At 28.2% G+C, this 15,307-nt stretch carries 12 protein-coding genes; 1 reads left to right on the top strand and 11 read right to left on the bottom strand.

The window, feature by feature from the left end; translation table 11 throughout:
- Position 1 precedes the first annotated feature (1 nt).
- The 7 genes from DR024_RS17710 to DR024_RS09645 all read right to left on the bottom strand — a co-directional run bounded on the left by DR024_RS17710 (position 2) and on the right by DR024_RS09645 (position 9,614).
- Positions 2-166, bottom strand: coding sequence for a hypothetical protein (locus DR024_RS17710; RefSeq protein ID WP_167539564.1), 165 nt, complete (start codon positions 164-166; stop codon positions 2-4).
- Positions 167-519: 353 nt separating this feature from the next.
- Positions 520-2,013, bottom strand: coding sequence for a hypothetical protein (locus DR024_RS09670; protein ID WP_111918618.1), 1,494 nt, complete (start codon positions 2,011-2,013; stop codon positions 520-522).
- A 623-nt stretch (positions 2,014-2,636) separates the two neighbouring features.
- On the bottom strand, positions 2,637-7,511 hold the full coding sequence (locus DR024_RS09665) for an NACHT domain-containing protein (protein ID WP_111918616.1): 4,875 nt from the start codon (positions 7,509-7,511) through the stop codon (positions 2,637-2,639).
- A gap of 358 nt (positions 7,512-7,869) precedes the next feature.
- Complete coding sequence (locus tag DR024_RS09660) at positions 7,870-8,049, bottom strand: hypothetical protein (RefSeq protein WP_027099068.1); 180 nt, start codon at positions 8,047-8,049, stop codon at positions 7,870-7,872.
- A 19-nt stretch (positions 8,050-8,068) separates the two neighbouring features.
- Positions 8,069-8,491 (bottom strand): hypothetical protein, encoded by a 423-nt coding sequence (locus DR024_RS09655; RefSeq protein ID WP_111918614.1) that lies wholly within the window; start codon positions 8,489-8,491, stop codon positions 8,069-8,071.
- Positions 8,492-8,559: 68 nt separating this feature from the next.
- Positions 8,560-9,060, bottom strand: a complete 501-nt coding sequence (locus DR024_RS09650) for a GNAT family N-acetyltransferase (protein ID WP_172458935.1) — start codon at positions 9,058-9,060, stop codon at positions 8,560-8,562.
- A gap of 107 nt (positions 9,061-9,167) precedes the next feature.
- Positions 9,168-9,614 (bottom strand): GNAT family N-acetyltransferase, encoded by a 447-nt coding sequence (locus DR024_RS09645; protein WP_027099070.1) that lies wholly within the window; start codon positions 9,612-9,614, stop codon positions 9,168-9,170.
- Positions 9,615-9,775: 161 nt separating this feature from the next.
- On the opposite strand from DR024_RS09645, the gene DR024_RS09640 reads away from it, so the two are divergent.
- Positions 9,776-10,174 (top strand): (deoxy)nucleoside triphosphate pyrophosphohydrolase, encoded by a 399-nt coding sequence (locus DR024_RS09640; protein ID WP_055255002.1) that lies wholly within the window; start codon positions 9,776-9,778, stop codon positions 10,172-10,174.
- Here the strand turns inward: DR024_RS09640 and DR024_RS09635 are convergent.
- From DR024_RS09635 to DR024_RS09620, 4 genes are all read right to left on the bottom strand, one after another.
- On the bottom strand, positions 10,171-11,310 hold the full coding sequence (locus DR024_RS09635) for a glycerate kinase family protein (protein ID WP_055183667.1): 1,140 nt from the start codon (positions 11,308-11,310) through the stop codon (positions 10,171-10,173). The genes DR024_RS09640 and DR024_RS09635 overlap by 4 nt on opposite strands.
- 5 nt (positions 11,311-11,315) lie before the next feature.
- Entirely contained in the window at positions 11,316-12,047 is a 732-nt protein-coding gene (locus DR024_RS09630; RefSeq protein ID WP_111918610.1) for a carbohydrate deacetylase, read from the bottom strand.
- Positions 12,048-12,111: 64 nt separating this feature from the next.
- Positions 12,112-13,440, bottom strand: coding sequence for a 6-phospho-alpha-glucosidase (locus DR024_RS09625; RefSeq protein WP_027099074.1), 1,329 nt, complete (start codon positions 13,438-13,440; stop codon positions 12,112-12,114).
- Positions 13,441-13,478: 38 nt separating this feature from the next.
- Entirely contained in the window at positions 13,479-15,071 is a 1,593-nt protein-coding gene (locus DR024_RS09620; RefSeq protein ID WP_055183664.1) for a PTS transporter subunit EIIC, read from the bottom strand.
- Positions 15,072-15,307: the final 236 nt, after the last annotated feature.

Genomic DNA, 15,307 nt, shown 5'->3' with positions numbered 1-15,307 from the left:
TCTATTCACCTATAACCTTAGCTTGCTCTTTTTGTAATACTAAATTAGATAAGGTCATATAAAAATCTTGCTCTTCTTTTGTTTTTGCATTTTTAAATAATTGCTTTAATTGACTATATGAATAATTTATAAAAATATCATATAAATTAATATCCTTATTTACCATTAAATTTCCTCCTAAAAAAGCATTTATATGAATATTATATACCAAACTTAATATATTATAAACCTACTCTCTTTTTATTTTGGTTCTCCACAGATACGTTTCACCTCACCGTATGTAAAAAAGCTTAGACTTCCCCATATACAATATAATTAATAGAATTTCAAATTCAAGGTTTAATCATATATTTTTATTAAAAAAGATAGGCTTTTAAAGCCTATCCTGCTGTTTGCATTTCCAAATTACTTATAATTTAAATATCTTACTAAATATAATTATTACACAATCTAATGATAGTATTCGTATTTTATACCTTTAAAAATATTATATTCGCCTTTCTAGTAAATTGCATATTTTCATTTTTCAGCAACTACTAATTCATTGATTAATTCTTTATAAAAATAAGAATCATACTCATCAAATATATTCGTAAAACTATCATTTAAAACAATATTAATATTCATACCTAATTGTGGGTAAATATTATAATTTGGTGAAATCCAATAACCAAACTGTGCTAATTCATCACAATGTATTGATTCTATCCCTAAATAATTTTGAGTTCTATATTCTAAATACTCAAAAAAAGTACTTACTCCATTGATTCTATTGGAAGTCCACAGTATTTTATTCAGTGCAAAAATATTAACTATCCATGTATCTTTATACTTTTCCTCTAAATACCTGCTAGATAGCTCTGCTAAATCTAAGTATTCATCCAACACAACTACAATTTTAAATATTTTTTTACTACTTGTATTATTAACTTCTAATACTTTACTTCTTCCTTTTTTCTTATTAGAATTATAATAAATAGCAGTCTTATTGTTTATCAAATATTCCTTTCCCCTTTGACACTGTTCGCAAGCTTTTACAATAACCTCTTCAAAGTGCTTCTCTCTTATTTTTGCTGCATCATTTCCTTCTATAAAGATATTTTTAAAATTCTGAGATTTACATTCTACAAACAAAATTTTATCTTCAAATTCTATTATCAAGTCTTGCTCATTTCTATTATTATCATATGAAGTATGATGGATATTATCGAAAAACATTCCAATAATATCTTTTGAATATACCTCTAAAATGTCTCCTTTTTTATCCTTAGACTGTTCATTGTCTATAATTCCTTTAAAAATATTTTCAAATATATGATAAGCCCGTGGTACATATAGTCCATCAGAAAACTTTATTCCTAATTTTCCTTTGAATACTGTTCTTAAATTATTTTCAATAAATAACTTGTTTTTTATCTTATAATTATCTAAAAATAAATTCCCCAAGTTTTTTATACTTCCAAATTCTTTTTTTAAGATTTTATTTTCAATATATAAATTTTCTTTTGATGCTGCTAAAATAATTAGCTTGTAAAAATTTCTATATATTGACAAACCATATATATCTTCAGATAATTCATCAAAATATTTGAACAATTTATAATACTCATATATGTTAATAGATGGATAATCATACTTATAACTTAAATATCTTCTTAAATCTTTTTTTTCAAACTCATTATTCTCTAAGTTTTTTGACCAAGTCAGTTCATAGATTTTTTCTACTATAATTATAAATACTTCTTTTTCTTCCCCTAAACTGAATTTACGCTTCCTAAATATTCCCATAAATTTATTATTATATGATATAAATATGAAACTTAACTCTATAGATAGCCTTAAAGAAAATTTAAATTTTTCCAAATCAATTTGTCTATCTTGTATAACTTCATTAAAGATTTTAGCTCTATCTTGCCTTGTTAATTTACTATAATGTACTTTAGCAAAACTAACTACATCATTTATATTTTTTAAATTTCTTATTTCTTCTCTAATTTTTTTATAATTAACCATATTTATCTCCAGTTTTCCTTATAGAAAATATATTTAGTTGTATACCTCTCCTCCCCAAAAAATTAATCCCATCTTAATAAATTTCATTCAAAGGCTTTTATTTACCCTTGCATCAACTAAAATATTTATATCTATTATACTATATAATTTTACAATTAAATCATTATTTTCTATAATGATCCTCTTTTCATTCCAGACAAAACTTATTTTTAATACAATAAAAATAAAAAAAGATAATAAAATTTGATGAAAAAAACACGATCTTTTTTAATTATTATTTTTCTATTTTCCTTTATAAATTTTGCTTCTCCATAGATATGCTTCATCTTACCGTAAGAAAAAAAGTTTAAACTTTCCCATATACAATATAATTAATATAATTTCAAATTCAAGTTTCAATTATATTTTTTATTATAAAATAAGATAGCTTTAGTTAAATCATTTTATTAACTAAAACTATCTTATCAAAAGTTTATCTCTATAAGATCATTTTATTAATATTCAATTTTAGATTTATATTTTCTACACCTAAAAGTTGAAAATCTATTATATTAACCACAATTGTTTTTTAACAAAATTAATTCTTCATGTATAATACCTCGAAAAAAATTTAAAGGTATCTTTTACCTATCTAGCATCTTAAAGGTCAAAACTCTCGCAGCTCCTATTCTTTTTTCAAACATTAAATCCCAAATACGTAGACACTCATTAGCTATAGCTTTCATTTCTTCGTTTTTTTCTTCTGATGCTTCATCATATAGTCCTATTATGAGTTTAGATATTTCTTCATTTAGTCCATAAATATAACCTTCTGAATCAAGATTATTCTCAATTATGTTATAACTCATAGCAAAAATTACATCTTTATATGCAATAATAGGTTGATTACTCTTTTCTAAATAACGTACAAAAGTACTTACTATTTTCTTGCTGCTTTTAAAAGATACTAGATTTTTTAAAAATTCTTCATCTCGTTCTATATCTATTAAATTATCATAAAAAATTTTGCTTATTGGAAACTCTAAATCCAAGTCTAGTTTTACATACTTCATAATCAGCTCCTTAGCTAATTCATTGTATTCTTCCTTATTAAAATAAATTATAACCATTTCAAGTATATGCTTAACTTGTTCTTGATTTAAGCTTTCCACATTTTCTACTACCTCTGTAAATCTATTTTTAACAATGTACATTTCAGCTAAAGTATATGCCCCCATCTTTAATAAATCTTTATCCTCTTCATAAAAACATTTTAGTATGATATTTTCTATCTCATCTTGCTTATCATTATGAGTTAAAAAAAACATTTGCTTCATGCCTCTATACCCAGCAAGCCTATAGTCACTTTTTAGTATGTTTATTATTTTTTCTATCGCCCATCCTCTATTAATATTATATACAGGAAATAAAATATCTAATGTTGCTAACCTTACTGCAGGATTCTCATCTTGGCATAGTTGTATAATACTATCCTCAAAATACTCAAATAATGTTTTGTGATCCCATAAAAGTTTTCCTATAGCTGATGCTGCACTTCCTCTAACACAATTTAACGCATTACTACTTAACATATTAAATGATTTCATTTCATTATCATCTGGTGATGTCACATTAGGTTTATCAATTTTAGGGTTAATATGATTTAAAGCAATATCCTTAAGTATATCTAGTATCTCGTACGACCATTCTCCACTATCCTTCTTACGTACCATATCACAAATATATTTTGCCCTATATCCCTCATAATCATATTTATATGTTAATATCAATCTTTCTAATATTTTATTGTTAACCTCTTCCAAATTTTCACTATAGGTAATCCCACTAAAAAGCGCATCTACATAAACATCATTTATGCTAAAGCTGTTATCTAATATCAAATTTATAAATCTTTCCGGCTCTTTACTTACAGCATCTCTTAATTCACTTGCAAATTCTTCTATTGAACTTTCAACAAATCCGCCTTTCACTTCTACCCATCTAGACCTTCTATCTTTATCCTTTATTTTAGTATTAGTTAAAATTTGTACCCACTGTTTATTACTCAACCTTTTCCCTGCTATAGGTGAATAAACACTTCCTGATTGTCCACCGTTTTTATTATATATATTACTATCTACAAAACTAATATTACGTCGTTTAAGAACATCTAATAATTTTTTTGCTTTTAATGATATTCTCTCTTTAGGTAATGCAGGAAGAAGCATTATTTGTAAGTCTCCCCAAAAACTCCAGTATACCTTTGTATTATTGCTTTTATCTCTATTAAACTCTATCCGTCTTTTATACCACTCTTTTGCTCTCGGGTCTATATAGTATATAATTTCTTCTTCCAGTTTTAAGTATGTTTCATTATCACACCATCTAGAATGTACTTCTATAACATCCTTTACCATATCAAGCTTATTTTTTGTAGAACTACTTTTATCAAAAATAATATTATCGAAATTATCATATAAACAATTGATTACTAAATTACTTAACTCTGTAGGAAATTTCTTTAATCCATCTAATATAATTTCATTATACACATTATATCCTTTATTAAAATATTGCTTATATCTATAAATGAATTCTTCTGGATTTCTTTTTATTAAAACCCTATTTGCCTTTTTTATTATTTCAACACAAGTTCGCTCCATTCCTTGGTTATAAGACTCTCTAGCATTCCATTTAGAATACCATCCTTCTTCCTCCTGTGGAATATATACTAATAATGTATCCAATATCAACTCTACATTCTCTATTAATACCTCATTATCATTATCTAAAAAATTGTCATCCTCCTGATATATCCCACGCTCTTTCAATTCATTCTTCAACACGAATTCAAATATTCTCAAAGCTCTTAATTCACATCTAATAAATAATTCTTTAAAATCGATATACCTATCAATAAATTTCGGATACTTCTCATAGAATGCCAACCTTAATTCAAACATTTCATCTATATCTTCATAAATATTAAAAGAGAAGCATCTACTAAATTTTTCGTCATTATCCTTTGATTTAAATAAATGTCTTTTTATAAACTCTATATCCTCATTTCTATATTTAGGGCTTATACTTTGCACTAACTTTATAGCTATATCTTTTTTGTCATCTAAAGACATCCATTTATCCAAAATGCCATTATCAATTAATAGCTGTACAAATATTGCGTGTCCTACAATTATTCCATCTATAATATGATTGCCATACTCATAATCATCATAGTATTTTAAAATAAATTTTCTAGTAGCATCACTTATAGTAATAGCTTGTCCAATAACTTCAAAAAATACATATTTGACATAAAACCTAATCTGATTTGATTTCATAATTTGTATTCCAACCTTAATAAACACTTCTTCATCTTCCGTCTGTATATCCTGTAATAACATCTGAATTTGGTACCTTTTTTGGGGAGTTTGTTTATCTTTATCTCCAATTATACTTATAATATCTTCCCCTTCAAAAAATCTCTTAAACATTTCCTGTGCCAAAAAGTAATCTGAAATACTCTGGTGTGCAAATGAAATGCTATTACTATTCCCAACTATGAAACCATTTGAGCTTAGATATGTTAAACTTCTTTCTGTTACTCCTAAAGCACTTAAAAGTTTAATACTTATATGTAATTTTCCTAAAGTATTAATCTTATTTATAAGTGCAGATTTAGCATCTTCAACTTCTACTTCATCAATTTGATTATCTATGCAATTTTTCTTTATTTGCTCCCACCATTTTTGAACTAATTGATTTGTAGTTGAATAGTCATCGTACATTCTATCCTCCTCCAATTGTGTCCATATGTAAAGATTACTAGCAAAACTAAGTACTTTTTTCATTTTTAAAGACAAATTGTCATATTTAGCTCCAACAACCTCTCTAACAGTCTCTTCCGCCAACTCTTCAACTATAACTTTTTTCCATGCTATGCATTTTTGCTTATTATTACTATTAATTAGTTCTTTAATAATAGGATTATTCTCGTAATCATCACTTCTACATACAAAAATAATAGATAACTTATTATCTCTACTTAAATTAATTTCTTCTACTTTATTTATTACTTCTGTACATATAATTAAATCTCGACTTGAATCTACATTCATCAAAAGTAATTCATCTAGTATAACAACTCCTCTTTTATTTTCACAAAGTATATCCAAAACCATAGGAATTGCTGCTCTTAAATCTAGATTTTCTTTGTATTTATCTATATCTTGATCTGACCTTATATCATCTGATTTAATAGTAACATAATGAATTCCTTGTGTTTTACAGTACTCAATCACCCCTTTAGTACATCTACTCTTTGCTTGCTCATTCTTACCATGTATAATAACTGATTTATCTTGTTTAATATCTTCAATTATAGCTCCAACACTCATCCTAACAACTTCTTCTGATAACTCTTCAGGTATAACTTCATTCCAAACTATACCATTTTTTTCTTTATCATTACTTTTAAATAGTGAATTAATATTAGAATCATTCTCATAATCATAAGTTCTACATACAAAAATAATTGATATCTTATTATCTCTATTAAAATTAATTTCTTCTACTCTCTTTATTACTTCTGTACATGTAATTAAAGCTTGCCTTGAATGCGCATTAGTCCAACGTAATGCATCTAATTGATCTAGTATAATAACTCCTCTTTTGTTTTCGCAAAGCATATTCAAAGCCATAGGAATTGATGTTGTTAAACCTAAATCTTCTCCCCACTTATCTGCATTTTGTTCTGGCATTCTATCATCTAATTTAATTGCAATATATGGTATATCTTCTGTTTCACAGTACTCTATTACCCCTTGAGTACATCCACTCTTTCCCTGTCCAGCCTTACCATGTATAATAAGTGAATTATTTTGTTCAATTTCTTCAATACATTTATCAATTTCTGGTCTATTTATAAAAGTTCCTTTTATTCCTCTAAAAGTATTCTTATACTGTTCATTTAGCTCACTTACTCTAGGTATAATTTTCTTATTTAATCTATCTATAATACTTTCTTCTAATGTAAAAAAATGCTTTGCTATTTCTTTATTACCTTCGACTACAAATGGTGACTCAAAAAAACTAGCTGTACGCCACAGTAAATCAATTCCTAATTCTTTAGCCTTATCTTCAACTTCTTTCTTAGCTTTAGTATCATTCTCTTTTGGGGCATTCTTATCATGACATTGCCCCCACTCTTGATTAGTATAAAAGATTAACTTATTTATGCCTTTATAATTCCTCTTTGCCAATTCCAATGTTTCTATTAACTTACTCTTATTACTTGATAAAGTAGTATCATAAAATTTTGCTTGCCATCCTATAATTTCATCCCCTACTGATATGGTGTTTGTTTCAATAGCAGACTGATTTTTATATCTAAATATTCCCTTTTCTTGCTTATATTCTTTGCAGAAAAGTAAATAACAAACCCACTCAAAGTTGCTCTGTGGATTCTCACTAAACTTTGCTTTAAAGATATCCCAATTTGGTTTAATAATAAAATCCATACTCATCCCTCCTAAAACCCTAGTTTCTTATATTTTCCAATAACTTACTAAAATAATTATATCATAATCCACTGATGCTTTTTTCATCATTGACTTAATTTATCTCACTTAAATTTATATTTTTTTATTTACTATCCTAAAAATTTGTATACTAAAAGTTGAAAACATATTTTTTCTATATATAATAAAAACAACTGAAATAAGTTCAGCTGTTCCTTTAAAATTTAATGCACTATATTTTTAATTAAATCTTCTAATAATTTTGGTTCTCCACAGATACGATTCACCATTCATTATGCTAAATTCATCCTAGAGGTGCTAATAATTGCAATAGACTAGACAACTACTTCCCATTAGTTTACACTATTTCCCTTTTGAAATAAAACCATGTACCATCTACCCCTGCTAATTCCCATCCTTCATTTCCAAGTACATTTAGCTTTTCACTAATCTCTTTGTTATATTTACTTTTATCTGCTTTAAACACACTCTTTAGTTCAATTTGAATTTGCTCAACTCTGTATTCATACCGTTTCATATAAATCTCCCCCATAAAATTAATCATTTTTCTTATAAAAATACTTCTTTAAAACAAACTCTACACTTATAAAAGCCATCACTACTATTGCAAATTCAACTTCTAACATAATAACACTAACATTAGTAGTATCTAAAAAGCTTGTAGCATTTAAAATATCTGATTTGTTTATTATTAATACTATAGCAGTTATTATAAATGTAACTAATCCTGATAAAAGCCAAATCATCCCACACTTTTTATTAGAAGATTGTAGTGATTTTTTACCCTTTAAAAAATCACTATTATCTACATTCCCTAATCCGCTACCAATCATAGCAATAGGCATAAATAAATCTAATATTCTATTTATTCTTTTGTTGGAATGTCTATTATATAATACCCCTATACAAATCATAATTACTGGAACAATAATGTTGCAAAACAAAATAAATATCTTCATATAATAACCTCCATATCAATAATAGTTTTTCCAGAGAATTCTTACTTAATAAGAGTCCATTTATATAATTATGTATATTCTTTTTTATTTTGATAGTCATTTTTAGTTATAATCCAAACAAGTAAGTCTTCTTCATGAGTTTCACTAATTTTCATTCCTAAAGACGTGATTGTTGAAATTGATTTTTTATTATTTAAAACTGTTTCAGCCACAATGCTCTCAAGATGCAATTTATTAAAACCATACTCAAATAATGCAAAACTTGCTTCCCTTGCATATCCATTCCTTTGGAATTTTTCATTAAAAATCCATCCTAATTCATATTCTGAAGGTTTATTAAATTCATGAAATATTATATGTCCTATTACTTTACCTAACTGTTTTTCTTCTACTGCAAATATCATTTTTTCCTCAATTCCATATTTCTGAATGAACTCTTTAGTCTGTGAAATTGTTAAAACAGGCTCTATATACTCCATTACTGCAATGTCTGAAAGATATTCAAATGCATCTTTATAATCTTTTTCTCGAAAATCCCTAATAACAAGTCTCTCTGTTTCGACTCTCATAACTTCCCCTCCATATATAGCAAGTATCTTTTTAACAATATAATATTTACAGAATCTTTTTAAATTCATTAACCTTATCCTTTATACTCTAATGAATAAACTAGAATTCACCTCGTTAAATGAACTAAATATTCAATAGTATCTTCTTCAAATTTCTTTTCACCAGTTAGATTAAACCCATGTTTTATATAAAAAGAAATTGCCCTTTCATTTTTTTCTAATGCCCAAAGATTATTAGCACCATACTCATTAATTGCATATTCTATGAGCTCTTTTCCAATTCCTTTACTTTGAAAAAAAGTATCTACATATATTTTACAAATCTCTCTTTCTTTCAATTGAACAAATCCTTTTATTAAACCATCATCATAAACTAATATATTTTTTAATATTTCATCTTTTCCAAAATAATTATCAATCATAGTAACTACCTGCAATTCTCCAAAAGAAAATCCATCATCCTTAAAAATTGGCCAATAATTCATTCGATTATTAAAAACATATATTTCTGCTATTCTTGATAAATCTTTTTTTGTTGCTTTTCTAATATTCACTCTTCCCATCCCCTATTTATCCTGCTACATTTTACAATAATTTACCAATACAATTATATCACAAGGCATTATCAAATATCTTATAAATTATTTCTAATTTTTCCTCTCCACAAATACACTTCACCATACAATATGTTAAACTTATCCTAGAGGTGGTTACAATGAAAAAGACTATAAAAGTTGTAGGAGCTATAATAGAAAACTCTAATTCAGAAATTCTTTGTGCCTTAAGATCTCCAAAGATGAGTATGCCAAACCTTTGGGAGTTTCCTGGTGGAAAGATAGAGAAGGGTGAAAGCAACGGACAAGCTATTGAAAGAGAAATTAGAGAAGAATTATCCTGCAAGGTGAAATACATAGAAGACTTTAATGATAATACTCATGAATACGATAATGTTATAGTTAACCTTATTACAGTTAAGTGTAAGCTTATAGAAGGAATCCCAACTGCAAGTGAACATTCTAAACTTATATGGCTTAAAAGAGAAAATCTTGATTCACTAAAATGGGCTCCTGCAGATATTCCTGCTGTGGAGGAATTAAAAAATGCAGAGTGTTAATCACTCTGCATTTTAAATAATAATCTAGAAACATTTTGTATACTTCTTTCTAGATTCAATTTTCCACTTTTTAAAGCCTCTTCAATAGTTACAATTCCAGGTAAAATGCCAATTACAGAAGTAATACCCATTTCATATAATTCTTCAATTCCCTTTCCTACTTTTCCTGCAAAAGCTATTACTGGAACTTCATACTTTTTAGCTATTTTTGCTACCCCAATTGGAGTCTTACCATACTTTGTTTGAAAATCTATACTTCCTTCACCAGTAAATACATAATCTGCATCCTTTATCTTATCCTCAAGTTTAGAATATTTAATAACTGTATCTATTCCACTTTTTATCTCTCCATTACAAAATCCTACAAGTGCTGCTCCTATACCACCAGCTGCTCCAGCACCTGGTACATTATTGATATCTTTATCTAAGATATCTTTTACTTTTTTTGCTAGATGCACTAAATTTTCATCTAACACTTTAACCATGTTACTGTCAGCACCTTTTTGCCTTGCAAATACTTCACTAGCTCCATTTTTTCCTGTAAGAGGATTATTAACATCGCAAGCCACTTCTATTTTTACTTTAAATATTCTTTTGTCGAAATTTGAAATATCTATATCTTCTATTTTATTTATATTTCCTCCACCAAAAGGTATCTCATTGTTGTTACAGTCCTTAAAGCTTACCCCTAATGCTTGCAACATACCAACGCCACCATCATTAGTTGCACTTCCACCTAGTCCTATTATTATCTTACTAACACCTTTATCTAAAGCTTCCTTTATTAATTCTCCTGTACCATAACTAGTTGCTATTAACGGGTTCCTTTTTTCTTTATTTACTAAATGCAAACCACTAGCTTCTGCTATTTCAATAACAGCAGTTTTATTGTCACCTAAAATTCCAAATCTACCAATAACTTTATCTCCAAGTGGAGATGTAACTTCCAATGTATGCATACTTCCATCTGTAGCATCTACTAAAGCTTCTAACGTTCCCTCACCACCATCTCCCATTGGAGAATGTACTATTTCAACATCACTTCTTACATTTCTTATACCCTTTTCCATAGCAATACAAACTTCTTTTGCTGTCATACTTTCTTTAAAAGAATCTGGTGCTAACACTATTTTCATACAATCTACTCCAAGTTACTATAATTAATTAATTCTACATTATTACTTACAAGCATATTCTTCACATCTTCTGATAATAAGAAATCCAACTCTTCTAACCTTTTCATATTATACGAAGAATTATTCATAAGATAACTGTCAATATAACCTGGATGTGCCATGATTTCTACATATTCATTTTTTAATATATCATTGAAATTATCTTTAACATATTCTAGTCCTGGTCCAGCATTATGGGATCTATGTTGTACAAATTGAACATGTGGTACAAAATCCAAATCAAAATTTCTCATAGGAATTTGTTCTTCTTTTGCTATTTCTGCACATAGCTTTCTCATTTCAGGAACTTTATCACTACTAAATAAATGAGAATCTACATGAGTTGGCTTTTTCCCTACTAACTCTATAAATTTATTATATTGAGCTCTTAGCTCTTCCCTTAATTCATTTTCATCATATTTAAATCCTTCTGGCAAATTATCTGGTTTGATAAACTTATTGTTCTCTCCTACTAAGGTTTTACCTTTTGTAATTGGTTTTCCTAAAGAAATATTAAAGTGAAGCCCAACTCCTAAGCCCTCATTTTCTTTCATAAGTTTTACCGCATGTTCTGTTCCTGGCATTGTAACCATTAATGTTGTTGAAGTTAACACTCCATATTTAAAAGTATCAATTATTCCATAATTTATTCCATTACTATATCCAAAATCATCTGCATTAAAAATAATTTTTGTCATCTCTCATCTCTCCTCTTATTATTTTCAAAAAATCAGTGATGATAGCACCACTGATTTTTTTAATTTACTTTAATTCTGGCCAATATCCTTTATTAGCTTCTATAAGTCTATCTAATATTCTTCTTGCTTTCTTTGCATCTACAATTGTTCTATTTAATGTTAGTGCCTGAAGTGCCTTAGTATAGCTACCTTCAAAGAATGCCTCTACAGTTAATCTTTCATATGCATATTGGTTTTCTAGCAATCCCTTATAGAATGTATCTATTTCTCCTACATGGAAAGGTACTGCACCTCTATTTCCTAAAACACAGGCAACTTCAACAATAGCATCTTCTGGCAAGTTAGGTATTATACCGTTATTTTCAACCATAACAATGTATGTCTTTTCCTTATTGTTATGAATTGTATCTGCAATTTCTACTATCATTTCGCCATGAGCATCATTATGAACTACATTGTGACCTAAAGTAGTTCCTTGTGCCACTGCATCATCACATTCAGAAAATACTCTTTTCTCTCTACCATTCATTACTTCATTTGCTCTTGTAAAAGTTGGATCTAACTTGCTTGTCTTATATTCAGGATATAGGTAATATTGAACATAGGTACTTGGAACATACTCTGGGAAATCTCTTACCATATCCTCAACTAATGCATATGTGTCTAACCATGATTTATCTCTTTGCTCTGCATCTTTTGGAGCAAATCCATGTTCTAGTATTTTTTCTTTTAGCTCTGGTAATAAGTCCTTACCTTCCCTATTATATAACTTTGTAAACCATCCAAAATGATTTAGTCCAAAATATTCTGGAACTAAAGTTTGTGCATCTACACCTAATATTTTAGCCATGGAAACTAACATATTAATAGGCTGATCACATATATTTAAAATTCTCTTATCGTCCTTAAATTCCTTAGTTAATCCATAAGCAACTATTGCTGCTGGATTAGTATAATTTAATATCCAAGCATCCTTGCTGAAATTTCTTATATCTTTTACCATTTCAATCATATCTTTTAGAGATCTGATTCCATAAGCAAAACCACCTGCACCACAAGTCTCTTGTCCTACTACACCTTCTTCTAGTGGGATTTTTTCATCTAATTCTCTCATAGGATATCCACCCGTTCTTATTTGGCAGAATATATAATCAACATCCCTATACGCCTCTTCTTTATCTGTAGTATACTTGAACACTACCTCCGGACAAACTTCCTTAAATAATAACTTTCCAAACTCTCCTATATGTTTTTGTCTTTCTGCATTTGTATCAAATAGTACTAGTTCTTTTAGAGATAGAGATTCTTTATATCTTGTAAGTGCCTTTAAAATTCCAGGGGTCCAAGTAGAGCCCCCTCCAACTATTGTTATCTTTGTTTTATTTTTATTCATATTTACGCCTCCATACATGCTACCTTTATTAATGTGATTTATATACTCTTTAAATATGCTTTTACATCACTTGCTATTTGATCAACCTTTAATCCATATACAATTTGTATATTCTCTTTTGTAGGTCTTACAAATCCTGATGCACCTGTATCTTTTAACACCTTTTCATTAATTAAATTAGGATTATCTACTACAACTCTTAATCTAGTCATACAATTTTCAATACTAACAATATTTATTTTTCCGCCTAAAGCATCAACAATTGTGCTAGATAATTTATCATCACTTATTACTGCTGGTATCCCATCTTCATCTTCAACATCATCTTCTCTACCAGGAGTCATTATATTAAATTTTGTAATAATATATCTAAATCCAAAATAGTAAACTAAAGCTATTATTATTCCTACTATGATAATTAAGTACCATTTTGTATCCATTCCTCTAAGTAGTCCAAAAACAGTAAAATCAATTAATCCAGCTTGAACTCCTCCTACAGCTACTCCTAGTAAATCCATTATCATAAATCCAAATCCATAAACAATAACATGGAATAAGAATAAAATTGGTGATATGAACATAAAAGTAAACTCTAATGGTTCAGTAATTCCTGTTAAAATAGATGCTGCTATTCCAGCAACAATTAATGCCTTAACCTTATTTCTATTTTTATCTTTAGCACAATGTATCATAGCTAAACCAGCTGCAGGTAAACCAAACATTACTGAAAGCATATGTCCTTGTCCAACATATCTACTACCAATTGCTACAATATCATTTCCAACTCCTGTTGTAGATGCTATAGCTGCATTAAATATATTTAGCGCACCTACAACTGGTTCTCCATCTATTACTGCAGTACCACCAATAGGAGTAAATCTTACGATTTGATTTAATATATGATGAAGTCCTGTTGGTATAAGCAATCTATTTAACGATCCGTATAAATAAGGTCCAAATGCTCCTGCACCCTCAATTCCCTTTCCAAAACCTGATATTACTGTATCTACAATTGGCCAAGCATAATAAGATATAAATGCTACCACTGGTATTACAATAAGAGTTATAAGTGGTACAAATCTTTTTCCACCGAAGAAGTTAATTGAACTTGGTAATTGTATCTTATAAAATTTATTGTGTAAAAATGTTACTGTAAGACCTACTATAATTCCTGCAAACACATTCATTCTATAAGTAAAATATCCCAAAACTGTCTCATACTTTGCATTTACGATACTGGCATCAATTTGAGACAATCCGTTATTCTCCATTAAATACTTAACCGAAGTTGTTTCTGCTGTTATACCATCTAATCCTAACAAATAATTTAGTGTAAGATGTAATACTAAGAAACCAATTAAAGAAGCAAATGCCGCTGTAGCTTTCTCTTCTTTTGCCATTCCTAAAGCAATTGAAATTGCAAAAAATACTGGTAAATTACCAAAAACTAACCCTGCTAGTTTTCTAATAAATCCTATAAAATCTTGTACCCCTTGCAAATTTACAAAGGCTTCTCCAACTATTGAACTATTTTGAAGTGCAGCTGCTAGTCCTAAAAATATACCTGCAGCAGCTATAGTAGAAATAGGTAAAAGTAATGACTTTCCGAATTTTTGCATAAAGCTCTTCATAAAAACCCTCCGTGTTGCTACATAAATTTGTCACATGCATGTTTCATGATTTTAGTATAGCAAGTTAACCACCTCGTAACAACGTTTACAAAGCATCTTATACTTTTTATACATTCCTATATATTTTTACATTCTGTAATATTTTTCACAAATCCCATATACTAAGGATTTTCCTTTAAAATATATGTTAAATATTGTATACTAAAACTAATTACTCATAGGAGGTACTTTCTTAA

Source organism: Clostridium paraputrificum (assembly GCF_900447045.1).
In the GTDB taxonomy this organism is placed as follows: Bacteria; Bacillota; Clostridia; order Clostridiales; family Clostridiaceae; genus Clostridium; species Clostridium paraputrificum.
This window is presented reverse-complemented; position numbering and strand designations above follow the sequence as displayed.

Bases quoted from the DNA above. Each gene is read 5' to 3' on its own strand.
- DR024_RS17710 (WP_167539564.1), bottom strand. From the start codon at position 166: ATGGTAAATAAGGATATTAATTTATATGATATTTTTATAAATTATTCA.
- DR024_RS09670 (WP_111918618.1), bottom strand. From the start codon at position 2,013: ATGGTTAATTATAAAAAAATTAGAGAAGAAATAAGAAATTTAAAAAAT.
- DR024_RS09665 (WP_111918616.1), bottom strand. From the start codon at position 7,511: ATGGATTTTATTATTAAACCAAATTGGGATATCTTTAAAGCAAAGTTT.
- DR024_RS09660 (WP_027099068.1), bottom strand. From the start codon at position 8,049: ATGAAACGGTATGAATACAGAGTTGAGCAAATTCAAATTGAACTAAAG.
- DR024_RS09655 (WP_111918614.1), bottom strand. From the start codon at position 8,491: ATGAAGATATTTATTTTGTTTTGCAACATTATTGTTCCAGTAATTATG.
- DR024_RS09650 (WP_172458935.1), bottom strand. From the start codon at position 9,060: ATGAGAGTCGAAACAGAGAGACTTGTTATTAGGGATTTTCGAGAAAAA.
- DR024_RS09640 (WP_055255002.1), top strand. From the start codon at position 9,776: ATGAAAAAGACTATAAAAGTTGTAGGAGCTATAATAGAAAACTCTAAT.
- DR024_RS09635 (WP_055183667.1), bottom strand. From the start codon at position 11,310: ATGAAAATAGTGTTAGCACCAGATTCTTTTAAAGAAAGTATGACAGCA.
- DR024_RS09630 (WP_111918610.1), bottom strand. From the start codon at position 12,047: ATGACAAAAATTATTTTTAATGCAGATGATTTTGGATATAGTAATGGA.
- DR024_RS09625 (WP_027099074.1), bottom strand. From the start codon at position 13,440: ATGAATAAAAATAAAACAAAGATAACAATAGTTGGAGGGGGCTCTACT.
- DR024_RS09620 (WP_055183664.1), bottom strand. From the start codon at position 15,071: ATGAAGAGCTTTATGCAAAAATTCGGAAAGTCATTACTTTTACCTATT.